This is a genomic window from Gibbsiella dentisursi (assembly GCF_039539505.1).
In the GTDB taxonomy this organism is placed as follows: domain Bacteria; phylum Pseudomonadota; class Gammaproteobacteria; order Enterobacterales; family Enterobacteriaceae; genus Gibbsiella; species Gibbsiella quercinecans.
In genome coordinates this window covers 616,311-639,183 of record NZ_BAABDG010000002.1, presented here as the reverse complement: position 1 = coordinate 639,183, position 22,873 = coordinate 616,311, and the positions used below count along the sequence as shown (strand labels likewise).

General features: G+C 55.5%; 17 protein-coding genes. 6 read left to right on the top strand and 11 right to left on the bottom strand.

The genetic code is table 11. The features are described 5' to 3' along the window. Window positions 1-273: 273 nt before the first annotated feature. From gsiB to ABFX35_RS03375, 3 genes are read right to left on the bottom strand one after another with little or no spacing between them, the layout of a single operon-like run. Window positions 274-1,812, bottom strand: coding sequence for a glutathione ABC transporter substrate-binding protein GsiB (gsiB, locus tag ABFX35_RS03385; RefSeq protein ID WP_346079157.1), 1,539 nt, complete (start codon window positions 1,810-1,812; stop codon window positions 274-276). Further along, entirely contained in the window at window positions 1,809-3,716 is a 1,908-nt protein-coding gene (locus ABFX35_RS03380) for a dipeptide ABC transporter ATP-binding protein (protein WP_346080840.1), read from the bottom strand. Before ABFX35_RS03380 ends, gsiB begins: the two co-directional genes overlap by 4 nt. Further along, the gene (locus ABFX35_RS03375; RefSeq protein ID WP_346079155.1) at window positions 3,716-4,675 is read right to left on the bottom strand and encodes an isoaspartyl peptidase/L-asparaginase family protein; all 960 of its coding nucleotides are present in this window, start codon (window positions 4,673-4,675) and stop codon (window positions 3,716-3,718) included. Before ABFX35_RS03375 ends, ABFX35_RS03380 begins: the two co-directional genes overlap by 1 nt. A gap of 527 nt (window positions 4,676-5,202) precedes the next feature. On the opposite strand from ABFX35_RS03375, the gene moeA reads away from it, so the two are divergent. Continuing rightward, window positions 5,203-6,441 carry a molybdopterin molybdotransferase MoeA gene (gene moeA, locus ABFX35_RS03370; protein ID WP_346079154.1) on the top strand — a complete coding sequence of 413 codons (1,239 nt, stop codon included), beginning with the start codon at window positions 5,203-5,205 and terminating at the stop codon, window positions 6,439-6,441. Between the two features lie 2 nt (window positions 6,442-6,443). Continuing rightward, window positions 6,444-7,196, top strand: a complete 753-nt coding sequence (gene moeB / locus ABFX35_RS03365) for a molybdopterin-synthase adenylyltransferase MoeB (RefSeq protein WP_346079152.1) — start codon at window positions 6,444-6,446, stop codon at window positions 7,194-7,196. A 341-nt stretch (window positions 7,197-7,537) separates the two neighbouring features. Here moeB and ABFX35_RS03360 read toward each other — a convergent pair whose 3' ends face one another. After that, window positions 7,538-9,130 (bottom strand): ABC-F family ATPase, encoded by a 1,593-nt coding sequence (locus ABFX35_RS03360; RefSeq protein WP_346079150.1) that lies wholly within the window; start codon window positions 9,128-9,130, stop codon window positions 7,538-7,540. 538 nt (window positions 9,131-9,668) lie between these two features. On the opposite strand from ABFX35_RS03360, the gene mqo reads away from it, so the two are divergent. Together mqo and ABFX35_RS03350 are read left to right on the top strand one after the other, a co-directional pair. Further along, window positions 9,669-11,333 carry a malate dehydrogenase (quinone) gene (mqo, locus tag ABFX35_RS03355; protein ID WP_346079149.1) on the top strand — a complete coding sequence of 555 codons (1,665 nt, stop codon included), beginning with the start codon at window positions 9,669-9,671 and terminating at the stop codon, window positions 11,331-11,333. 191 nt (window positions 11,334-11,524) lie between these two features. Then, on the top strand, window positions 11,525-11,935 hold the full coding sequence (locus tag ABFX35_RS03350; protein ID WP_230479044.1) for a helix-turn-helix domain-containing protein: 411 nt from the start codon (window positions 11,525-11,527) through the stop codon (window positions 11,933-11,935). 416 nt (window positions 11,936-12,351) lie between these two features. On the opposite strand, the gene ABFX35_RS03345 is transcribed toward ABFX35_RS03350, so the two are convergent. The 4 genes from ABFX35_RS03345 to ABFX35_RS03330 all read right to left on the bottom strand — a co-directional run bounded on the left by ABFX35_RS03345 (window position 12,352) and on the right by ABFX35_RS03330 (window position 17,365). Beyond that, on the bottom strand, window positions 12,352-13,386 hold the full coding sequence (locus ABFX35_RS03345; RefSeq protein ID WP_279027839.1) for a fimbrial protein: 1,035 nt from the start codon (window positions 13,384-13,386) through the stop codon (window positions 12,352-12,354). Beyond that, window positions 13,383-15,935 carry a fimbria/pilus outer membrane usher protein gene (locus tag ABFX35_RS03340; protein ID WP_279027838.1) on the bottom strand — a complete coding sequence of 851 codons (2,553 nt, stop codon included), beginning with the start codon at window positions 15,933-15,935 and terminating at the stop codon, window positions 13,383-13,385. The genes ABFX35_RS03345 and ABFX35_RS03340 overlap by 4 nt, the downstream gene beginning before the upstream one ends. Window positions 15,936-16,011: 76 nt before the next feature. Next, a complete protein-coding gene (locus ABFX35_RS03335; protein WP_279027837.1) occupies window positions 16,012-16,743 on the bottom strand; it encodes a fimbrial biogenesis chaperone in 732 nt (243 codons plus the stop codon). A 64-nt stretch (window positions 16,744-16,807) separates the two neighbouring features. Beyond that, window positions 16,808-17,365, bottom strand: coding sequence for a fimbrial protein (locus tag ABFX35_RS03330; RefSeq protein WP_095845276.1), 558 nt, complete (start codon window positions 17,363-17,365; stop codon window positions 16,808-16,810). A gap of 471 nt (window positions 17,366-17,836) precedes the next feature. Between ABFX35_RS03330 and ABFX35_RS03325 the strand changes: the two genes are divergently transcribed. Together ABFX35_RS03325 and ABFX35_RS03320 are read left to right on the top strand one after the other, a co-directional pair. Continuing rightward, window positions 17,837-18,553 (top strand): EAL domain-containing protein, encoded by a 717-nt coding sequence (locus ABFX35_RS03325; protein ID WP_279027834.1) that lies wholly within the window; start codon window positions 17,837-17,839, stop codon window positions 18,551-18,553. 22 nt (window positions 18,554-18,575) lie between these two features. Beyond that, window positions 18,576-19,166: a LuxR family transcriptional regulator gene (locus ABFX35_RS03320; protein WP_279027833.1), complete on the top strand. Its 591-nt coding sequence runs from the start codon at window positions 18,576-18,578 to the stop codon at window positions 19,164-19,166. Window positions 19,167-19,254: 88 nt separating this feature from the next. Here ABFX35_RS03320 and betA read toward each other — a convergent pair whose 3' ends face one another. From betA to betB, 3 genes are all read right to left on the bottom strand, one after another. Beyond that, window positions 19,255-20,922 (bottom strand): choline dehydrogenase, encoded by a 1,668-nt coding sequence (betA, locus tag ABFX35_RS03315; RefSeq protein WP_346079145.1) that lies wholly within the window; start codon window positions 20,920-20,922, stop codon window positions 19,255-19,257. 139 nt (window positions 20,923-21,061) lie between these two features. After that, window positions 21,062-21,343, bottom strand: coding sequence for a hypothetical protein (locus ABFX35_RS03310; protein WP_346079143.1), 282 nt, complete (start codon window positions 21,341-21,343; stop codon window positions 21,062-21,064). A gap of 41 nt (window positions 21,344-21,384) precedes the next feature. Then, window positions 21,385-22,857 (bottom strand): betaine-aldehyde dehydrogenase, encoded by a 1,473-nt coding sequence (betB, locus tag ABFX35_RS03305; protein ID WP_346079141.1) that lies wholly within the window; start codon window positions 22,855-22,857, stop codon window positions 21,385-21,387. Window positions 22,858-22,873: the final 16 nt, after the last annotated feature.

Here is a 22,873-nt window from a genome sequence, read left to right as displayed (position 1 = left end):
GCGACGGATGATTGTTTGCGTATACGGTGGTATTCCCTCACCCCAGCCCTCTCCCAACGGGAGAGGGTGCGACGGATGATTGTTTGCGCATTCGGTGGTATTCCCTCACCCCAACCCTCTCCCAACGGGAGAGGGTGCGACGGATGATTGTTTGCGCATACGATGGTATTCCCTCACCCCAGCCCTCTCCCAACGGGGGAGGGAGCGACGGATGATTGTTTGCGCATACGGTGGTATTCCCTCACCCGCCCTTTGCCCGCGGGAGAGCGCGCGTTACTGCAGATCGGCGTCTTCAAAGCTGAACGACGTATCCGGCATCACATAGAAGCCGCTTAACTGCTTGTTATTGGCCGACAGCAGGCGCTCGGTCGCCAGGAAAATCCACGGCGCATCGGCCCAGATGTGATCCTGCGCATCTTTATAGAGCTTCTGTTTCTCGGCACGATCGGTGGTCGCCAACGCGGCGGCCAGGTCTTTATCCACCTGCGGGTTGCTGTAGAACGCAGTGTTGAACTGCTTAGGCGGCGCAGACTGGGTGGCGAACAACGGGGTGAGCGCCCAATCGGCTTCACCGGTTGAGGCCGACCAGCCGGTGTAGAACATGCGCACGCCGGTGTCCTTCACGCCCACGCTTTCCACCTGGGCGGCGCGCTGGCCGGCATCCATAGCGGTCACGGTGGTTTTCACCCCAACCTGCGCCAGCTGTTGCTGGGCAAACTGCAGCACTTTTTGCGCGGTGCTGTGGTTATGCGAAGACCACAGCGTGGTGGTGAAGCCGTTCGGATAGCCGGCTTCTTTCAGCAGTTCGCGCGCTTTAGCCGGATCGTAAGGCCACGGTTTGTAGCTGGCGGCGAAGTCAATCGCTGGTGGCAGAGGGCCTTCCGCCGGCACGGCATAGCCGGCAAAGGCGACCTTGATCAGCGCGTCTTTATTGATGGCGTAGTTTAGCGCCTGGCGCACCTTCAGGTTATCGAAAGGCTTCTGGGTCACGTTCATACTGATGTAACGCTGCAGAATCGAAGGGGCGGCAACCACGTTCAGCTTGCTGTTTTTCTCCAGGATCCCGGCCTGCTCGTAAGGGATCGGAAAAGCGAACGTGGCTTCGCCGGTCTGCAACATCGCGGCACGGGTATTGTTGTCGACGACCGGGCGCCAGGTGATGCTGTCGAGCTTCGGCAGCCCCGCTTTCCAGTAGCCGTCAAACTTCTTCACTTTAACAAAATCGGTCTGATTCCAGGTTTCAAACAGGTAAGGCCCGGTGCCCACCGGGTGGAAACCGATGTCGTTGCCGTATTTTTGCAACGCGGCGGGTGAAATCATCGCCGCCGCCGGGTGAGCCAGATTGTTGATAAACGCAGAGAACGGCGCTTTCAGCACGATATTCACCGTTGTCGCATCCACCACCTCGGTTTTATCGATCATCTTGAACAGGTTGTAGCGCTTCAGGTGGTTATCCGGGTTGCTGGCGCGATCCAGGTTCACCTTCACCGCCGCGGCGTTGAAATCGGTGCCGTCATGGAACTTGATCCCTGGGTGCAACTTGACGGTATACGTCAACCCGTCGCCGCTGACCGTATAACTGTCCGCCAGCACGTTCACCACCTTCATATCCTTATCAAAGCCGAACAGCCCCTGATAGAACGATTTGGCCACCGTCTGGGATAGCGTGTCGTTGGCGTTGTAAGGATCCAGCGTGGTGAAGTTCGATGCCACAGCGATCACGGCGTCTTTCGCCGCCCAGGCGGGGCCTGATGCCGCCGCCAACAGCACGGCAGCGACTAACGCATTACGTTTGAATGTGTGTCGAATCATGTTGCTTTCTCTCCTGATAAAGGCACAGCCTGCCTGGCACCGGCAATGGGGTGGCGGGCCACAAAGTGCCCCGGCCCAACTTGCACCAACGGTGCGGTTACGGGTTCATCCCCCAGCGCGCGGATTGGGCTGGGTATTTCATCGACCAACAACGGCGGCCGCTGGCGAGCCAACCGCGGATCGGCTATCGGTACCGCCGCCATCAGCTTACGCGTGTAGGGGTGTTGCGGGTTTTCAAATACTGCGCGGCGCGGGCCGATCTCGACAATCTGGCCCAGGTACATGACCGCCACCCGGTGACAAATACGCTCAACCACCGCCATATCATGGGAAATAAACAGAAAAGCGATGCCGAATTCCCGCTGTAAATCCAACAGCAGATTGACGATCTGCGCCTGAATGGAAACGTCCAGCGCCGAGACCGACTCATCGGCAATCACCACTTTCGGGTTCAGCGCCAGCGCCCGCGCGATGCAAATACGCTGGCGCTGGCCGCCGGAAAACTCATGCGGGTAGCGGCGCGCATGCTCCGGCCGTAGCCCCACACGCTCCAGCAGCCAGGCCACCCGTTTTTCCGCCGCCGCGCCGCGGGCCACGTTGTGCACCAGCAGCGGTTCCATGATCGAAAACCCCACGGTCAGACGCGGATCGAGCGCGGCGAACGGATCCTGAAAAATAAACTGAATATCACGCCGCAGATGTTGTAACGCGGCGCCTTTGAGCTGATTGATGGTCTGGCCGTTGAAGGTGATGGTGCCGTGCTGGCTGTCCACCAGTTTCAGCAGCGAGCGCCCGGTGGTGGATTTGCCGCAGCCCGACTCCCCCACCAGCCCCAGCGTTTCGCCCGGGTAAAGATCGAAACTGACGTTTTCCACCGCGTGCACCCGCCGTGTAACCCGGTTCAGGATGCCGCTGCGCACATCAAAACGCGTCACCAGATCGCGCACGCGTAACACCGGCTCACTGCCCGGCGGCACGGTATCCTGCGGTTGGCCTGCGTCTGAACCGTTCGCTAACGGAAACTTGGCCGGGAAATCCTTGCCGGCCATGGCGCCAAGCTTGGGAACCGCCGCCAACAGCGCGCGCGTATAAGGATGCTGCGGCGCGGAAAACAGCGGCACAGCTCGCCCTTCCTCCACTTTTTCGCCCTGGTGCATCACCAGCACCCGATCGGCGATTTCCGCCACAACCCCCATATCGTGGGTGACGAAAATCACCCCCATTTGCATTTCCAACTGCAACTCATCAATCAACTGCAAAATTTGCGCCTGAATGGTCACGTCCAGCGCGGTGGTCGGCTCATCGGCGATCAGCAACGCCGGTTTGCACGACAGGGCGATGGCGATCATCACCCGCTGGCGCATACCGCCGGAGAGCTGGTGCGGGTAACTGTTCAGGATGTTTTTCGCTTCGGGAATACGCACCCGTTCCAGCATGTGCAGGGCTTCACGCCGGGCGCGCGCGTGGTCCATCCCCTGATGCAGCCGCAAGGATTCGGCGATCTGCTCGCCTACCGGAAACACCGGGTTAAGCGACGTCATCGGTTCCTGGAAAATCATCGCCATGTCGGCGCCGCGCATATGGCGCAGCGTGCCTTGTTCGGCCTGCGCCAGATCCAGCACATCGCCATTGCGGCGGCGGAACAGCATGCTACCACCCGGGGCGATCTGCCCGTTTGCCGCCAACAGGCGCATCAGCGCTAGCGATGTGACCGATTTCCCCGAACCGGATTCCCCGACGATCGCCAGCGTTTCGCCGCGGTCAACGTCAAAGGAAAGCCGGTGCACCGCCGCAACGCTGCCCTCTTCGCTGGCAAAATTCACGCTCAAATCACGCACGGAAAGCACGCGCTGGCCTGGCAGGACCCACTCACGATCGGCGGCGGACGAGGAGGTATGTACCATCATAGGCGGTAAATACCCACCGTCGGGGCATCCCCCACATAGCCAAAGCCGCGATACATGCCCTCGCTGTTAAACTGCAGCGCCAGATTGCCGAAGCGATCGATAGCAATCAGGCCGCCGATGCCGCCAAGCGCCGGCAGTTTTTCCATCACCACCCGCTCTGTCGCCTGTTGCAGGCTTAGCCCGGCATAGTCGATCAATGCGGAAACATCGTGAGCCGCCACGCCGCGTATGAAGGCTTCACCGGTGCCGGTGCAGGAAACCGCCACCGTGGCGTTATTGGCATAGCAGCCGGCGCCGACGATCGGCGTATCGCCAATCCGCCCGGGCAGTTTGTTGGTCATCCCACCGGTGGAGGTGGCCGCCGCCAGGTTGCCGAGCGCGTCCAGCGCCACGGCGCCCACGGTGCCGAATTTGTTGTTAGGATCGATAGGGGCGTCGTTTAATGTGCCGCTATCGTGATCAAGCAACACCCGCCCCTGTTCAGCCTGGGCCTGGTGCAATTGTTCAAAACGCGCCTGGGTGAAAAAGAAATCGGCATCGACCATTTCCAGGCCGTGCGTGGCGGCAAACTTCTCGGCCCCTTCGCCGGCGAACATCAGATGCTGGCTGTTTTCCAGCACTGCGCGCGCCGCCAACACCGGATTGCGGATACGGCTAACGCCGGCAACGGCACCAGCCTCGCAGGTGCGCCCATCCATGATACAGGCATCCAGCTCATGGGTGCCCTGATGGGTAAACACCGAGCCCACCCCGGCATTGAACAATGGGCACTCTTCCAGCAACCTGACAGCTTCCGTGACGGCATCTAACGCACTGCCGCCGCCGGCCAGGATCGCCTGCCCGGCGGCGACAACATCGTACAATGCCTGGATATAGACCTGTTCTTTTTCCGCATTCATCACGGCACGGGTAATTGCGCCCGCGCCGCCATGAATGGCAATCACCGGTTTGCTCATGATTTCTCACACCCTGAATGAGGTTGCGTGCGCCAGGGGATAGGCACCGCCTCGTTTTATCGTCACCACGCCTGGGTGGCCGATAATTATTATTTCGTCTTTTTTGACTATATTTAGCATGGCAAACGATGTAAAGCATAAAGTCCCTTGCCGTTATTCCCTAAGCTTCATTTAGATTAATTTGTTCCTCCAAATAGCTTAATCTAATAAAAACAAATCGTTATGATTATCTTTGCCATCGGGGAAGCATCATCGGTTTTTGGCTAATTCGCATGGCTTGCCGGCAGGTAAATAATACGGCGGGCAGGGAAAGCTGCAGATAAAATATTACCGCTCCGGTATTTCACCGATATACCTGTTTCGCAAACCATTACCCGCCATAGAAATGGAATGGCCTTAACCGGCTTGTAGGGCACTGCGGTGCCCAGGAGTAATACTTTTGGTGGCATTCTCCCCCCCGGCGTTATCTGCCATAATAACGCCAACTTTGCCGCATTGTATGAGCGGCCAGATAACGGAGTTCCCCTATGGATTACTGCCCTACTTCCGGCTTGCTTTCCCTTGAGCAGGCGCTGCAGAACATGCTTCCCCAAATTTCGCCCCTGCAGGAAACGGAAACCCTTCCACTGGCTGCTGCGGTGGGCCGCATTACCGCACAACCGGTGATCTCGCCCATCAACGTGCCCCCGTTCGCCAACTCGGCGATGGATGGTTACGCCGTGCGCCTGCATGAATTGCACGCACAGGCGCCATTGTCGGTAGCCGGCAAGGCCTTTGCCGGCGCCCCGTTTAATGCCCCATGGCCGGCCAACAGTTGCGTGCGCATTATGACCGGCGCGCCGATCCCAGCCGGCACCGAGGCAGTGATCATGCAAGAGCAGGCAGAAATCAGCGATGCTGGCGTGCGGTTCACCGGGCAGGCGGTGGCTGGGCAAAATATCCGCCTGGCCGGTGAAGACATTCAGCAAGGCGCGCAGGTGCTGCCCGCCGGGGTGAAACTGGGCGTGGCTCATCTGCCGCTGCTGGCTTCGCTGGGGGTAGCGGCCGTTCAGGTGACGCGTAAGCTAAAAGTGGCCGTGTTCTCCACCGGCAACGAGCTGGTGCCGGTGGGCCAACCGTTGCAGGCCGGGCAAATCTACGATACCAACCGCTTTGCGGTGCGCCTGATGCTGGAGCAAATGGGCTGTGAGGTGCTGGATCTGGGCATTATCCGTGACGATCAGGCCGCGCTGCGCAGCGCGTTTATTGAAGCCGCTCGCAACGCCGATGTGGTGATCAGCAGCGGCGGCGTTTCCGTTGGCGAGGCGGACTACACCAAACAGATGTTGGATGAGCTGGGCGAAGTGGGGTTTTGGAAACTGGCCATCAAGCCGGGCAAACCCTTCGCCTTTGGCAAGCTGCAGCACGCCTGGTTCTGCGGCCTGCCGGGCAACCCGGTTTCCGCCGTGCTGACGTTTTATCAACTGGTACAGCCGCTGCTGGCCGCGCTGACCGGCCATAGCGAATGGCGTTTGCCGCCGCGCATGCGCGCTCGGGTAATCACGCCGCTGAAGAAAACGCCGGGCCGCCTGGATTTCCAACGCGGCGTGTACCAAACCAATGCCAGGGGCGAGCTGGAAGTAAGCACCACCGGCCACCAGGGCTCACACGTGTTCAGTTCCTATAGCCTGGCCAACTGTTTTATCGTGCTGGAGCGCGAACGCGGCTCGGTGGCGGCGGGTGAGACGGTGGAGATCGAGCCATTTAACGCCCTGCTAAGGAGCTGACCATGCCGCCGGAATTAACCGATGCAGAAGCGCTGCGCTATAACCGCCAGATCGTGCTGCGCGGCTTTGATTTCGACGGCCAGGAAAAGCTGAAGGCGGCGCATGTGCTGGTGATCGGCCTGGGCGGCCTGGGCTGCGCGGCGGCGCCCTATCTGGCTGCCGCGGGCGTCGGGCAGCTGACGCTGGTTGATTTCGATACCGTCTCGCTTTCCAATCTGCAGCGCCAGATCCTGCACCGCGATGCGCGCATCGGTATGGCGAAAGTCGCCTCCGCCCGCCTGGAGCTGGCGGCTATCAACCCCCATATTCGCATCAATGCCGTCGACCACCGTTTGGATGACGATGGTCTGGCTGCGCTGATTGATGATTGCCATGTGGTGCTGGACTGTACCGATAACGTCGCCGCCCGCGAGCAGCTTAATCGGCTGTGCCACCGGCTGTGCACGCCGTTGGTTTCCGGCGCGGCAATCCGTATGGAGGGGCAGCTCAGCGTCTTTACTTATCAGCCCGGCACGCCCTGCTATCACTGCCTGAGCCGGCTGTTTGGTGAAAATGCCCTCACCTGCGTTGAAGCCGGCGTGATGGCGCCGTTAGTCGGCACCGTCGGCTCGCTGCAGGCCATGGAGGCCATTAAGCTTTTGACGAATTACGGTGAGGTGCTGGTTGGTAAGCTGTTGATGATTGATGCCATGACCATGCAGTTTCGCGAGATCACGTTGCCAAGGGATCCACAGTGCAAGGTGTGCGGCGGGTGATTCCCCTCCCCCTCACCCTAACCCTCTCCCACAGGGAGAGGGGACCGTCCTGCGTTGTCAGCCAGATACGAGTCAAATTGTGGGGAAGGAAATATAACCTGCTCATCTAATGGGTTGGGCAGCCAACGCCTTCGTTCACGCCAGACGATGTTTAGTCACCCTACCCTGCGTTGTCAGCCAGATACGAGTCAAATATGTGGGGAAGAAAACATAACCTGCTTAAAAGGTGAGTTGGGCAGCCAACACATCAGTTCGCGCCAGACGATGTTTAGTCACCCGCCCCACCAACAACGCCGGGCTGCTCCCTCTCCCTTTGGGAGAGGGTTGGGGTGAGGGAGAACTTACACAATCCCCTGACTACGCAGATAGTCTTCGTAGTTGCCGGTGAAATCAATCACCTTCGCCGGCGTCACTTCCCAAATCCGCGTTGCCAATGAACTGACGAACTCGCGGTCGTGCGAAACGAAGATCAGCGTCCCTTCATACATTTCCAGCGCCATATTCAGCGATTCAATGGATTCCATATCCAGGTGGTTGGTTGGCTCATCCATCACCAGCACGTTCGGCCGCTGCATCATCAGCTTCCCAAACAGCATGCGCCCCTTCTCCCCACCCGAGAGCACCTTCACTTTCTTCTTGATGTCATCCTGGCTGAATAACAAACGGCCCAACACACTGCGCACCGCCTGCTCGTCGTCTTTTTCCTGTTTCCACTGGCTCATCCAGTCGAAAACCGTCAGGGCATCATCAAACTCGTATTCGTGGTCCTGCGCGTAATAGCCAATCTTGGCATTTTCAGACCATTTCACCGTCCCGCTGTCCGGTTGCAGATCCCCCACCAGCGTTTTCAACAGGGTGGATTTACCGATACCGTTGGTGCCGAGCACCGCCACCTTTTCACCCACTTCAACCATCAGGTTCAATTTGCTGAACAGCGGCCCGTTGTCGAAACCCTTGCTCAGCGCTTCCACTTCCAGCGCGTTGCGGAACAGCTTTTTGTCCTGTTCGAAACGAATGAATGGGTTTTGACGGCTGGAAGCCTTCACCTCTTCCAACTGGATCTTGTCTATCTGGCGGGCGCGCGAGGTCGCCTGCTTGGATTTAGACGCATTGGCGCTAAAGCGGCTAACAAACGACTGCAGCTCGGAAATCTGGGCTTTCTTCTTGGCGTTATCCGCCAGCAGGCGTTCACGCGCCTGGGTCGCCGCCGTCATGTATTCATCATAGTTGCCCGGATAAATACGCAGCTCGCCGTAGTCCAGATCCGCCATGTGGGTGCACACCATATTCAGGAAGTGACGGTCGTGCGAAATGATAATCATGGTGCTGTTGCGTTCGTTTAGCACCTGTTCCAGCCAGCGAATGGTGTCGATGTCCAGGTTGTTGGTCGGTTCATCGAGCAGCAGGATTTCAGGATTGGAGAACAGCGCCTGCGCCAGCAACACACGCAGCTTCCAGCCCGGCGCGATTTCACTCATTGGGCCATAGTGCTGTTCCACCGGAATGCCCACGCCAAGCAGCAGTTCGCCGGCGCGCGCTTCGGCGCTGTAACCGTCCATTTCACCGTATAGCACTTCCAGATCGGCCACTTTGTAGCCGTCTTCTTCGCTCATCTCAGCCAGGCTGTAAATGCGATCGCGCTCTTCCTTTACTGCCCACAGCTCGGTGTGCCCCATGATCACGGTATCGAGCACGCTGTATTGTTCAAACGCGAACTGATCCTGGCGCAGTTTACCCAAGCGTTCGTTCGGATCGAGGAACACGTTGCCGGCAGACGGCGCCAAATCGCCACCCAGAATTTTCATAAAGGTCGATTTACCGCAGCCGTTAGCGCCGATCAGGCCATAACGGTTACCGCCGCCAAACTTAACGGAGATATTTTCAAACAGCGGCTTACTGCCAAACTGCATAGTGATGTTGTTGGTACTTAGCACAACGCTCGCTCTTTTATTGGAAAATGTGATTTAACGCGCATTATGCCATAACGCCGCCCGGATTTCGTGGTAAGTTTCGGTTGATTTTTGTGCGGTTCAAAGGCGTCAGCACACAGGCTGGCCAGCGCCTCGCCTGAACGGCAAAATATATATAGTGGAAATAGAATCCACTCTGGTTAATTAATAACCACAAGCGCATTTAATATCCCGATAATTTATAGCTGTAATAAACCACTTTTCACTTATTTTGCATGTTCGTGGTGCAGGCTAATCATAATATTGGTTTTTTTAGTTACAAAAGTAGTTTTTAACATTCCTGCAAACAATAATATCCAGCCAGTAAACGTGAACTGCACAATAACACTTTGGTATTGCCGGTAATCGTCCACTTTTTGTTAAAAACCCTGTTAACCAAAAGGCATTATTACGCTGTTTCGGCAACCTCAGCGGGCAAGCAGTTTTGCTTATTTTCGGGGTGATCCTGATAAATTCTTTCACCTGCACATGAGTAGAATTTACACAACAGAGATTTAGCTTAATGAGAAAATTACTCGTCCTGTTCTTCTGCCTCAATCCGTTTGCCATGGCCCAGCGCGCCATGGCAGAAGAGAACAAAACCGTTGATGTCGTGCTGATCGGCGGCGGTATCATGAGCGCAACGTTGGGCACCTACCTGCGGGAACTGGAGCCGGATTGGACCATCAACATGTACGAACGCCTGGACGGCGTGGCGGAAGAAAGCTCTAACGGCTGGAATAACGCAGGTACAGGCCATTCTGCTTTCAGTGAAATGAACTACACGCCGGAAAAAGCGGACGGCTCAATTGATATCAGCAAAGCCGTTGTGGTTAATGAGTCTTTCGAAATATCCCGCCAGTTCTGGTCATATCAGGTTAAAAATAACGTTCTGCAGGATCCGAAATCTTTTATTAACAATGTGCCGCACATGAGCTTTGTTTGGGGCGAAGACAACGTTAATTATCTGCATAAACGCTATACCGCATTGCAACACAGCACATTATTCCGCGGTATGGAATATTCAGAAGATCCGGAACAAATTAAGCAATGGGCGCCGCTGGTGATGAATGGCCGCGATCCGGCACAGAAAATCGCCGCAACCCGTATGCCTATCGGTACCGATGTCAACTTTGGCGTGATCACTCACCAACTCGTGGGCGCGCTGACGCAGGATAAGAAATTCTCGCTGAACCTCAGCCATGAAGTGCGCGATATCAAACGCAACCCGGACAACACTTGGGCGGTCACTGTTGCCGATCTGAAACGTGACGGCAAAGAAACCACCGTTAACGCCAAGTTCGTGTTTATCGGCGCCGGCGGCGCGTCACTCAAGCTGCTGCAAAAATCCGGTATCCCGGAAGCCGACGGCTACGGCGGCTTCCCGGTCGGCGGCCAGTTCCTGGTCACCAGCAACCCGGAAATCGCCAATCAGCACCTGGCGAAAGTGTATGGCCTGGCCAGCGTGGGCTCACCGCCGATGTCGGTGCCGCATCTGGACACCCGTATGCTGGACGGCAAACGCGTGCTGCTGTTCGGGCCGTTCGCCACCTTTTCCGGCAAATTCCTGAAAAACGGTTCGCTGTTTGATCTGGTAAGCTCGATGAACACCTCCAACCTGCTGCCAATCAGCCATGTGGGCATCGATAACTTCGATCTGGTGAAATACCTGGTCGGCCAGTTGATGATGAACGATGACGATCGCTTCGCCGAATTGAAAGAGTACTTCCCGGACGCCAAGCAGCAAGACTGGAGCCTGTGGACCGCCGGGCAGCGTGTGCAGGTCATCAAAAAAGATGATGCCAAGGGCGGCGTGCTGCAATTCGGCACCGAGGTAGTCAGTTCGCAGGATGGCACCATCGCCGCACTGCTGGGCGCATCGCCGGGCGCATCAACCGCGGCGCCGATCATGCTGCACCTGTTGGAAAAAACGTTCAAAGACAAAGTGGCGACGCCAGAATGGCAGAGCAAGCTGAAAGAGATCATTCCGTCCTATGGCCATAAATTGGACGGCGATGTGGCAATGACCAACGAGATCCGCCGCTATACCAGCAGCGTTCTGGGCCTGAACTACATTGAAGTGAAGCCGGAAGCCGCAGCGCCGCAACAGGCTGCCGCGCAAGAAACCGCGCAGCCGGCAACCGCACAACAGGCCGCTGTGGTGCAGGAAGCAACGGCGGCTCACTAAGCCCCGCGCCACGCTACCAAGGCCGCTTAAATGCGGCCTTTTTTTTCGCTGCCAGCCACGTATTTCACGATTTATCCCATTCAGTTAACACTTGCGCAACTTTATTGGCACGCCTATTATCAAAGAACAATCTTGGATAATTAGCTTTAGCAGCGGCGAACAGATGCCGCATCAGCAGGAGAACCGACATAATGGATCGCGCCAGCATCATTCATGATTTACAGGAATGGATCGAAAATCATCTGGATCACCCCCTGTTATTAGATAACGTGGCGGCAAAATCCGGCTATTCCAAATGGCATTTGCAGCGTATGTTCCGCAGCACGACAGGCCATGCGCTGGGCAGCTATATTCGCGAACGCCGCCTCGCCAGGGCGGCTATGGCGCTGTGCTCAACCCCACGCCCGATCCTGGATATCGCGCTGCAATTCCATTTTGATTCCCAGCCCTCGTTCTCGCGCGCGTTTAAAAAGCAGTTTGGCAAAACCCCGGCAGCCTATCGGCGCACCGCATCCAAAGGCCCGGAGGAAAGCTACCAACCACATTGTCCCCGCAAAAAAGGGCAAGGATATGGCCATCCATCCACCCCATGCCGCATGTGAACAACCTTCATCTTCGTTTCATTAATACGGCAATACACGCATTTTTTATGTTAACACGCCTCGCCTCCCGGTGACGGCACGCACATTAATGCAGATACCAAGGGATGGGCACGCGTAAGGCGGAGCTGGCGCGTAAATGGGGACACCCTTCCCCCTCAGATCGACCGGCAACTGGACGTGGAACACTCATCAAAAGTCGAAACCGTTGAGCTGGTATTGCATCAACTCAATCGGCGTGTAGAACTTAACGTGATGAGCGAGTCGCGATAAGAAAATGAAGCGAGGGGATATGAATGAATCGTTCCCCATCATACCCACCGCCCGAAAAGAAAGTGGGAGGATGAAGAAAGGCTGCTCTGCGGCATAAATTTCAAACGCCGATAAAGTGCCCTTCATCGGCGTTTGAGTACGCAATATCAGTTGTATTCAAGGGTGAAAGTTGCCGTCGATCTCACATTCCCCCCTTTAATCGTAGCGCCGGTACGATAATAACGGGCGAGTAAAGGCAGAGTCAGGGTGTTCGCTTGGTTGGAAATGGTATGCCCGGCATTCACCGCCTCACCATTTGAAATCGGCTGCGATGTGTTCCCATTCAAAAGCTGAACGGCGACGCCAGAGGCGGCATCACTGCCCGTTTCTGATTTGATAACCCCCGGCGCGTTCGAGGCGTCCTGAGTATAATCAAACCGGACGTTCACTAGTCCCTGCCCCGTACTTCCCGGTAATAACTCCTCGCCAACGCCGCCAACACAGTTGATATTGATGTTGAAGTTCTTCTCCCCTTGAGTGGAGCCCACGCCACCAAATGATGCCGCGGTCACCGGCTCAAGATTGACCGCGATGTTCTTTGAGCCGGCATCGATGCTACAAGATGACGTTACGATGGTGAAACTGTCGGCATTCACAACAGACATCAGTATCGGCCTGGAAGGCCCGGAACCATTCAAATAGTAACGGGTATACAACCCTGAGGTTAATTGCCCGGTTCCCGTTTGGGCAGCGGTTTTCACAATATCAATCTTAAAATATCCCCCGGCCAGGTTTAGCGTTCGGTTGCCAGAGAAGGTCAACGTATGTGGATAATACGTACTGATCGAACCTGCTTCACGGTAGAGACGAATACCGATGCCAGGAATATTCGTGCTCCAGACATTGGAATAGTTGGTCTGCGCCCCTTGCAATATTTGACCAATCGCACTCCCGCCGTTCGTGCAGGTGCCGGCGCCGTTAACCCCATTAATCGTAAATTGAGCCGTCGCCAATATATCGCCGGCCTGGCTATCCGGCGTGACCAATACTCGCCCGACGTTCATTTGAATCGTTTGGTAATTCGTCAGGTTCGACGTGCAACTGGCGTACACTGACTGACCGGTGCACATCAGCAAGCTGACCAGCGCCAGGCGTTTTGCTTTCTGCGTTTTCAACGCAAAGTTACGCATTGATTTCATCATTTGCAGCTCGCTTCAATAATTTCATAATCGGTACCGTTGCTTAGCGTGGCGCGATAATTCACCGAGCACTGCTGCGTCGGCTGCGTTCCCCATTTCACCTGCAACAGCCCTTGTTTTGCTTCGGTCCGCAGGTAAATACGGCTGCCCTGCCCCACGATACCCACCACCTGGTTACGGGTATCCAGCACTTCGGCGCCAAACGGCAACGACGAACCATCCGGCCCCTGCGCATGAATAATCAGCGCCTGCCCTTTGGTGGTTTTGAACGACAATTTGGCAATCGCGCCGGCATAAGGCGCCACCTGCTGGCTACTGCTTTCCAACTCCACGCTGTGCGACATGCCGTTAGGATCCAGCGTGACGTTGGTCATCCGATAAGGTGAAACATAAGGCACCACCGCATAGCCGCGATCGTCGATTCGCACGCCAGGCGAGTTGGTCACCGACGCGCCGGCGGCATCCGGCGCTTCAATCAGCACCATGGTTTGGCCGCGCTGCGGCGTCATGGTAACCCCACCGCTGTGGGCAATGATGCTGCCATAGGCGCCCAGCGAAGCCTGACGATAATCTTTGCCGTAGCTGTAGGCGCCGTTCAGCGTTGAGAAACGGCTACGGTATTCACCACTCACGCTGCCATTGGTGCCGCCGTTGCGATCGTTGGCCAACGCCGCGCTGTAGCTGATGTTGTTATCTTCGCCGGTGGAGGCGTTAATGCCGACACGGCTGCTGTCATAACCACGATCGCTGTAGCCCAGCGAACTATTCAGGCTCAACGACTGCGAACCGACGGTAAACGGAATCGAAAGCGTCAGGTAATAGCGCGTATCGTTACGGTTATAGGCATCGGTGGTGCGCATCGCCGATAAGCCGTAGGTCACGCGGCCGTAATAGTTGTTGTAACCGACCTGATACTGTTTGGTGGTGCCGCCGTGGTTCCAGTAGTCCCGCACCGAACCGGTGATATACAGGGAGCCAAGACCGTCACCCAGGCCCTGGTTCAACGTCAGTTGGTACTCGCTGCGCTGGCGGTTCACGGCATCGATGCTCAACCCTTTGCGTTCATAATCACGGGAAAACACCGCGTCGCGTAACGACAGATAGCCGGATGTCGAGTAGCGATAGGCCGCAATCGTGAAGTTGGTATTGGTTTCCGTCATCAGCTTGCTGTAGCTGAGCTTAAAGCTTTGGCCGGATTGATTGCCCTGTTTCAGGCGGGTGTTGGCCTGGGTCACATCCAGTGCAAAAGCCCCGACCGGCGTAGCTACCGCGCTGCCGACCAGAAACGCACTATAGCCGTCGCTGATGCTGGTGCCGGTGTAACCGGTGATAATATTGGTAAAGCCCCGTTGATAGGTGGCCTGGAACATTTCCGGCTCTTTGCTTAGGCTCTCATCGCGCACCTTACCCGCCGTCAGGGCGTAGCGTTGAATCCCCGGGCGCAGCATTTGCGCCACCGAGGCATAAGGCACGCTGAATTGCCGTTTGCTGCCATCGGCCTCATTGATCGTGACGTTGAGATCGCCGCCATAGCCGGTGGGGTAAAGATCGTTAATCACGAACTCGCCCGGCGCAACGGTGGTTTGGTAGATAAGCTGGTTATTCTGGCGGATTTCCACCAGGGCGTTGGTTTGCGCGACGCCGCGCACCAGCGGCGCATAGCCGTTAAGCGAATCGGGCAACATGCGGTCATCCGTCGCCAACTGCGCGCCGCGAAAGCCGATCGAATCAAAGAAATCGCCGCTGGTATAGCTATCCCCCAGGGTCAACATGCCCTGCACCGCAGGAATGCCGCGTTGGGCATACGTGGCCGTGTTCTGGAAATGCGAGCTTTCGTCGCTGCGCCAGGTGACGTTGGAATCATGGCGCAATTGCCAGCCAGCCAGATTAAACCCGGCATTCATGGTCAGATACGCGTTGTTGGTATCCGTCTTGCCACCCATATTCGAACTGTGGGTGTTGAAGGTGTTAAAATTGTATGACAGAAAACCGGCGGTAATACCGCGATCCCAGAAGCGCGGATCCACATAGCCGCGCGCGCTGCGGCGCAGCGCTACCTGCGGCACGCTGACATCCATACGCAAGGTGCTGGTGTCCAAACGATAGCTGGCTTCCGGCACCCACTGCCCGAGTGGTTTACAGGTTTCCGGCGTTATTGTGGCATCGCTGCCGAACTTGGCGCTATCGATGCCAAACTCATCGAGCGACAACAGGGTAAAGCAGGTATCCGCACTGCTTTTCCCCGGAATATTTTTAAACTCAATATTCTTTTTGCCCTTCCATTCGCCATTAACATACACATCTAGCGAATATTTACCGGCTAAAATCGGGTTGCCGTCGCGAAAGCGCGTAAGATCGACCCCCTGTGCCTGGCCGACTAAAAAATTACTGTTGAAAGTGGCTTCGATCGGCGCGTTTTCCTGCGTGGGCTCCGTTGCCGCCATCGCGACCGCCGGCAACGCCAGGAAAGCCACGCCGCCCGTCAGCCAAAAAAGGGATTTATAGCTAAAAAGTGCCGATTTTATCGCGGCTGAGATAGGTAACTCTTTCATATCCATGAATCCTTTACCAAATTACGCTCCCCCCGCCGACAGCCTGTTCTCCGGGGCCTGAAGCCTCTTCCAAAGGTTATTTCTGGTTATTTTTACTGCGAGTCACCCGGCCGCCGTAATCGTTGATGGTGGTGAACTGGATATCCGCTATGCGCGCGCTATCACCAGAAAAAGCCAGCGTTTTTTCCTGCCCCGGCGCCACCATATCGCCATGCGGCGCTAATGGGATTTTCCGCTGGTTGACCACCGCATTGATTTCGGTAAAGGAAACATAATAAGGCGTTGGGTTTTTCACGCTGACGCCCGCAGCGCTATAGCGCCATTGCAATTTTTCCGGCGCGTCATTGGCGCTGCCCGCCAGGCCTGCAGGGCGATAGAACAATTTGATGCGGGTTCTGAACGCTACCTGCAAAAAATTATCCGGCGCCTGTTGGTTATGCGCGCCAGTCGGTGCCGGCGGGATCTCCAAAACATTCAGCCAGAACAGTGATTCTTTATCCTGCGCCAGCGCCGACGTCGTCAGCGACAATCTCAACGCCTGGCCGCTGTTAGGCTCAATACGGCTGATTGGCGGTGAGACAATAAAAGGGGCTTTGCTGTTTTCCGGTGTGGTTTTCGCATCGCCTTCATCCACCCAGGATTGAATTAACGCGGGCGAAACACCGTTGTTTGATAATTGAACGGTGACATCACGTTGTTTTCCCGGATAAATAATACGTGTGCCATTGATAATCACGCTGGAAAAAACGCTGCTGCTGAAAAACATAGCCATCAGCAATACACTGTATTTTTTCAATGAACTTTTCATTCTATTTATCGCTGCTGTAGGGAAAAACGGCGGGGAAAACTCCCCGCCAGAATAAGAATATTACTTACTGGTAAATAATGGTGTACTGAACGTTGGAAGTAACATCACCTGCGCCAGCAGCGGCAGTTGCATAGTATTCAGCATAGTAATTCAGGTCAGCTGAATCGCCATCGTTAGCCACGGCAACCCACTGGGAATTAGCCTGTGCACCATTAGAACCTGCAGCCAGAATTGGCAGGAACTGGTTGTTGCTGCCCAATAGCTGAATTTGCACGTTGGTTGCAGCATCAGTCTGTGCCTGGTTATTCAAACGGCCAGTATTAAAATCTACCGTTGCGCCTGGTTCAAAATAAGTTGCTACCTGGCCTTTAGAGCATTGAGTCAGGTTAATTGAGAATGGCGTACGGCCGGCAGTTGCACTCTGAGATGCCAAAGTAGAGGAAGAAACGGTCGGCAGCGTTACGGTAAAATCTTTACCGCCTGGGGTGCTGATAGTACAGGTTTGATCGGTGACTTTACCGTTAAAAGTAATAGTACCGTCGGCAGCTTGTGCAGAGAAAGAAGAAACGGTAGCGGCACTTACCGCCAATGCCAATACAGCAGACAGCTTAGAGATTTTCATATTTAGACTCTCGATGAATTAATACGACGATGAGGTACATTCAGCGATGCTACTCCTTGTCAGGAATGAAGCCCGATGAATCCATTGCCGAACGGAATATAGACCAGACGTATTATTCCTGTTAAATCGTTTAAAACATTCATACCACCCCACACGATAGAAAAAAACTATCAACAAACCACCATTGATCGATATTGACGATTCAACAGAATGAGAATAATCTGTGTTTGAGAAAAAAAACAATGCACTACGTCACGTAAATGCGTGATATTTAGGCATTTGCACGCCTTATTTTCAGCACGCAGTTTTTGAACCCCATTGACATCCGAGAGGAAATGCTCGTTTTGCAGAGGATTGGCAATCTTTCCCCAACACGGCCGTTTAAATAGGATTTTTACCAATGAATAAGCAAACTGAAATTTATTTATTGTTGAAAATCATCACTTTAAAAAAGACCCAAAGGACTGGTAGATGAGTTGTTATTTTAATCAAAAAAACAACGATATTAATTTTGTATTCCAGCCAATGTTTGGGAAATCTGGCCGATTGGTTGCCGTTGAGTGCCTGTCTCGTTTGCACAAAAACGGTGACTTTGCACATTTAGCTCCAGAGAAGTTCTTCCAACAGGCGGACAGTGATACACGCATTGAGATCTTGCTTGAACAGGTTTCATTGATCGAAAAATACCAGAGTTGGTTTAGAGAAAACCGCGTAATCGCCACGTTAAACGTTGATGACCATTCTTTGTGCTCGCTGGCGAACGATCATTTTTCAGAAAGAATCAGTAAGATTAACTGTATCCACTTTGAGATCAGTGAGCATTCCACCCAGTTGATAAAAAACCGGTTACATGGCAATCCGCTATTAAATGGTTATTCATTCTGGCTTGATGATTTTGGCTCCGGTTACGCCGGATTCTCAGCGCTTTATAACAGCCAGTTCAATTTCGTTAAGCTTGATCGTTTTCTTTTATGGGATTTTATGGAGAAACCGGGGGGTAAAGAACTTATGCATTCTTTGCTCCGTTATCTCTCACTGAATCAACATCGGGTGATTATCGAAGGCGTTGAAACGGCCGAACACAAGAAGTGGTTGGACGAGATGCCTTATCACGCACTGCAGGGAAAGCTGTGGAAAGAATCCGATATAAAGGATTTAAGCTCGTTTCTTACAGCTGAATACTTTTAACTCATTATGGGCGTTTTCCATTATGTCTAAAAACAATGTTCTTGTTATTAGCGAGTGCAAGTACAGCTATACCGGTCTTTCGTCATTACTGAAAAAGCATTCGGATCAATACAACCTCCGGCTGTTCTCCGACTTTCTGCACAACGGCGCAAAAGCGGAGAAAATCATCCGGCATGATATCGTGCTGATCTTTACTTCGCGCAACCTGGAGCAAAGCGTCAACGTTATCGAAAGCCTGGTCACCGCCTATCAGCAATACAGAAGCAAGACGCGGATTCTGGTGTTTTATGATGATGAGCGCGTAGTTCGGCTGCTGTCTATCCTGGGTATTTCGGTCGAATTGCTGCCAGCCCATGTGCCACTGGCGACGATGCAGGAAAAAATTCAGCAACTGCTGGACAGCAAAGATCACGCCTGCATTAAAGTGCAAAAAACCCGCGAGCTTAGCCCGGCGGAAAGCGACGTTATCTTTAACCTGCTGCGTGGGGATAGCCTGGCGCATATTGCCGAGAAACGCGGCACGCATCCCAAAACGATTTTCTCGCAGAAATACAGCGCGATGAAGAAACTGCGCCTGCGAAATATGAACGCGATCTTTACCGCCGGAAAATAGCAGTGATTGCCCCCTCGCCTTGGAGGAAAGCCAATGGAGAGGGGTGCTTGCTACAGCGGGCTTCCCCCTCGGCGAGCGGGCGTGTTGCTTATTTCATGCGCACCGGCGCATCGCCTGCCACATAGTATGGCGCCGTGCTGCGCGCCAGTGGTGCGCGCTGGCGAATACGATCGGCAATTTTCTCGGCGATCATAATCGTGGTGGCGTTCAGGTTGCCGGTGATGATTTGCGGCATAATGGAAGCATCCACCACGCGTAGCCCTTCCATACCGTGCACCCGGCCCTGGCCATCAACGACCGCCATCTCATCTTCGCCCATTTTGCATGAACAGGATGGGTGGAAGGCGGTTTCCGCATGTTCACGGATAAACGCATCCAGCTCTTCATCGCTTTGCACATCCGCACCCGGGCTGATTTCACGGCCGCGGTAAGGCGCCAGTGCCGGCTGCGCCATGATTTCACGCGTGATACGGATCGCATCGCGGAACTCCTGCCAGTCCTGCGCGGTGGACATATAGTTGAACAGGATGCTCGGGTGCTGGCGTGGGTCTTTCGATTTCACCTGCACGCGGCCGCGGCTTGGCGAACGCATGGAGCCAACGTGCGCCTGGAAACCGTGTTCTTTCACCGCATTGCTGCCGTTATAGTTGATCGCCACCGGCAGGAAGTGATACTGGATGTTCGGCCAGGCGAACGCTTCCCGGCTGCGGATAAAGCCGCCGGCTTCAAACTGATTGCTGGCGCCGATCCCGGTTCCCTTGAACAACCATTCGGCGCCAATTTTCGGCTGGTTAAACCATTGCAACGCCGGGTAGAGCGAAACGGGTTTGGTACAGGCATACTGCAGGTACATTTCCAGGTGGTCCTGCAGGTTCTCCCCCACGCCAGGCAGATCGTGCACCACGTTGATATCCAGGTTTTTCAACAATGCTGCCGGGCCAACGCCGGAACGTTGCAGAATTTGCGGCGAGGCGATAGCGCCTGCGCACAGCAAGACTTCACGGCGGGCACGGGCGCGATGCAGCGTATTGCCGTCGCCTTTCAGGTAGCTAACACCGACCGCACGCTTGCCGTCGAAATCGATATGATCGGTAAGCGCATGGGTGATAATGGTCAGATTCGGCCGGGCGCGCGCCTGATCCAGGTAGCCACGCGCGGTGCTGGCGCGGCGGCCGTTTGGCGTAACGGTGCGATCCATCGGGCCGAAGCCTTCCTGCTGATAGCCGTTGAGATCGGTGGTTGCCGGGTAGCCAGCCTGCACACCGGCTTCCACCATCGCATGGAACAGTTCGTTATTGCCCGCTTTCGGCGTGGTCACGCTCACTGGGCCATCGCCGCCGTGATAGTCGTTCGGCCCGATATCGCGGGTTTCCGCCTTGCGGAAATACGGCAGGCAGTCCAGATAGCTCCAGTCTTCCAAACCCGGCGCTGTGGCCCAGTTATCGAAATCCATCGCGTTGCCGCGGATATAGCACATACCGTTGATCAAAGAGGAGCCGCCCAGCCCCTTGCCACGGCCGCATTCCATACGGCGGTTGTTCATGTGCGGTTCCGGATCGGTTTCGTAGGCCCAGTTGTAACGGCGCCCCTGCAGCGGATAAGCCAAGGCAGCAGGCATTTGGGTACGGAAATCCAGACGGTAATCCGGGCCGCCGGCTTCAAGCAGCAGCACGCTGACGTCTGCATCTTCGGTTAATCGGGTAGCCAATACGTTGCCGGCAGAACCGGCGCCGATAATGATGTAATCGAATTCCATCAATTATCTCCTTTAATTTTGATTGTTCCCCCGCCGGGGGCAAAAACCCTGTCATCGATTTATCTTCGCTGGGATGAAGAGTTTTTTATTTATTGATTCCCCCTCTTCGCTGGGGGATGAGAATAAGGTGCCTAAGTCGCTATTTGCCTGAAAAAAGCACCGTCGGCTCCCTCTCCCGTTGGGAGAAATTCCTCCCCCTGAAGGTGAGAATAAGGAGCTTTAGTCGCCGTTTTTCAAATCCCGGCACGATCGGCTCCCTCTCCCTTTGGGAGAAATCCATCCCCCGGAGGGTGAGAATAAGGAGCTTTAGTCGCCGTTTTTCAAAACCCGGCACCGTCGGCTCCCTCTCCCTTTGGGAGAAATTCTTCCCCCGGAGGGTGAGAATAAGGAGCTTTAGTCGCCGTTTTTCAAAACCCGGCACGATCTGCTCCCTCTCCCTTTGGGAGAGGGTTGGGGTGAGGGTCAGAACACCGAGCTAAACTCGCCCAGCTCCACCTGTACCGATTTGATTTGCGTATAGTGTTCCAGCGTCGCCAGGCCATTTTCACGCCCGACGCCGGAATGTTTGTAACCGCCGACCGGCATTTCCGCCGGCGATTCACCCCAGGTATTGATCCAGCAGATACCGGCTTCCAAGCGGTGGATCACCCGATGGGCGCGCGCCAGATCGCGCGTCACCACGCCGGCCGCCAGGCCATAGGTGGTATCGTTGGCGCGGGCGATAACTTCCTCTTCGCTTTGGTAGCTCAAAATGCTCATCACCGGGCCGAAGATCTCTTCACGCACAATTTCCATATCGTCGCGGCAGTCGCTGAATACCGTCGGCGCCACAAAAGCGCCCTTGGCGAACGCGCCTTCCAGCACCCGTTCACCGCCGCACAGCAGGCGCGCGCCGCTGTGCTTCCCGCTTTCAATAAACCCCAGCACCGATTCCATATGCGCGAAGCTGACCAGCGGGCCGAAGTTGGTCGCCGGATCGTTAGGATCGCCCAGGCGGATACGCTGGACACGCTCAAGGATTTTGTTTTCAAACTCGGCCAACAGCGCCGCGGGCACGAACACACGCGTACCATTGGTGCATACCTGCCCGGAACTGTAGAAGTTAGCCATCATGGCGATGTCTGCGGCGCGATCCAGATCGGCATCATCACAGACGATCAGCGGCGATTTACCGCCCAGTTCCATGGTGACTTCTTTCAACGTTGAGCCGGACGCATTAGCCATCACTTTTTTGCCCGTTTTCACCCCACCGGTGAAGGAGATCTTGGCGATCCCCGGGTGATCGGTCAGGTGCTGCCCCACCTCGGCGCCGGTACCGGTGACCACGTTGAATACGCCGTCCGGCAGCCCCGCTTCGGTGTAGATTTCCGCCAGCTTCAGCGCGGTCAGCGAAGTCACTTCGCTCGGTTTGAAGATCATGGCGTTGCCGGCTGCCAGCGCCGGCGCGGATTTCCACAGCGCGATCTGGATCGGATAGTTCCAGGCGCCGATGCCGGCCACCACACCGAGCGGTTCACGGCGGGTGTAAACGAAAGAGGATTCGCGCAGCGGGATCTGTTGGCCTTCGATCGCCGGGATCAAGCCGGCGTAGTATTCCAGCACGTCGGCGCCGGTAACGATATCCACGGCCGTCGTTTCCGACAGCGCTTTTCCGGTATCGAGGGTTTCCAACTGGGCCAGTTCATCATTGCGCTCGCGCAGGATATCCACCGCGCGGCGCAAAATGCGCGAACGCGCCATCGCCGGCATTGCCGCCCATACCTTTTGCCCGCTGGCTGCGCTTACCACCGCACGGTCGACGTCTTCAGCGCTAGCGGCCTGGACTTCGGCAATCACTTCACCGTTGGCCGGGTTGACGGCGTTGAAAGTTTTCCCCTCGGTACTGTCTACATAGGCACCATGGATATAGAGCTTCTGTAAGCCAAAACGGGACATAGGTTCTCCTTTGGTT

Coding starts and splice junctions, on each gene's coding strand:
- betA (WP_346079145.1), bottom strand. CDS start 20,922: ATGGAATTCGATTACATCATTATCGGCGCCGGTTCTGCCGGCAACGTA.
- moeB (WP_346079152.1), top strand. CDS start 6,444: ATGCCGCCGGAATTAACCGATGCAGAAGCGCTGCGCTATAACCGCCAG.
- ABFX35_RS03375 (WP_346079155.1), bottom strand. CDS start 4,675: ATGAGCAAACCGGTGATTGCCATTCATGGCGGCGCGGGCGCAATTACC.
- ABFX35_RS03380 (WP_346080840.1), bottom strand. CDS start 3,716: ATGGTACATACCTCCTCGTCCGCCGCCGATCGTGAGTGGGTCCTGCCA.
- ABFX35_RS03325 (WP_279027834.1), top strand. CDS start 17,837: ATGAGTTGTTATTTTAATCAAAAAAACAACGATATTAATTTTGTATTC.
- moeA (WP_346079154.1), top strand. CDS start 5,203: ATGGATTACTGCCCTACTTCCGGCTTGCTTTCCCTTGAGCAGGCGCTG.
- ABFX35_RS03350 (WP_230479044.1), top strand. CDS start 11,525: ATGGATCGCGCCAGCATCATTCATGATTTACAGGAATGGATCGAAAAT.
- ABFX35_RS03345 (WP_279027839.1), bottom strand. CDS start 13,386: ATGATGAAATCAATGCGTAACTTTGCGTTGAAAACGCAGAAAGCAAAA.
- ABFX35_RS03340 (WP_279027838.1), bottom strand. CDS start 15,935: ATGAAAGAGTTACCTATCTCAGCCGCGATAAAATCGGCACTTTTTAGC.
- ABFX35_RS03330 (WP_095845276.1), bottom strand. CDS start 17,365: ATGAAAATCTCTAAGCTGTCTGCTGTATTGGCATTGGCGGTAAGTGCC.
- ABFX35_RS03335 (WP_279027837.1), bottom strand. CDS start 16,743: ATGAAAAGTTCATTGAAAAAATACAGTGTATTGCTGATGGCTATGTTT.
- ABFX35_RS03320 (WP_279027833.1), top strand. CDS start 18,576: ATGTCTAAAAACAATGTTCTTGTTATTAGCGAGTGCAAGTACAGCTAT.
- betB (WP_346079141.1), bottom strand. CDS start 22,857: ATGTCCCGTTTTGGCTTACAGAAGCTCTATATCCATGGTGCCTATGTA.
- gsiB (WP_346079157.1), bottom strand. CDS start 1,812: ATGATTCGACACACATTCAAACGTAATGCGTTAGTCGCTGCCGTGCTG.
- mqo (WP_346079149.1), top strand. CDS start 9,669: ATGAGAAAATTACTCGTCCTGTTCTTCTGCCTCAATCCGTTTGCCATG.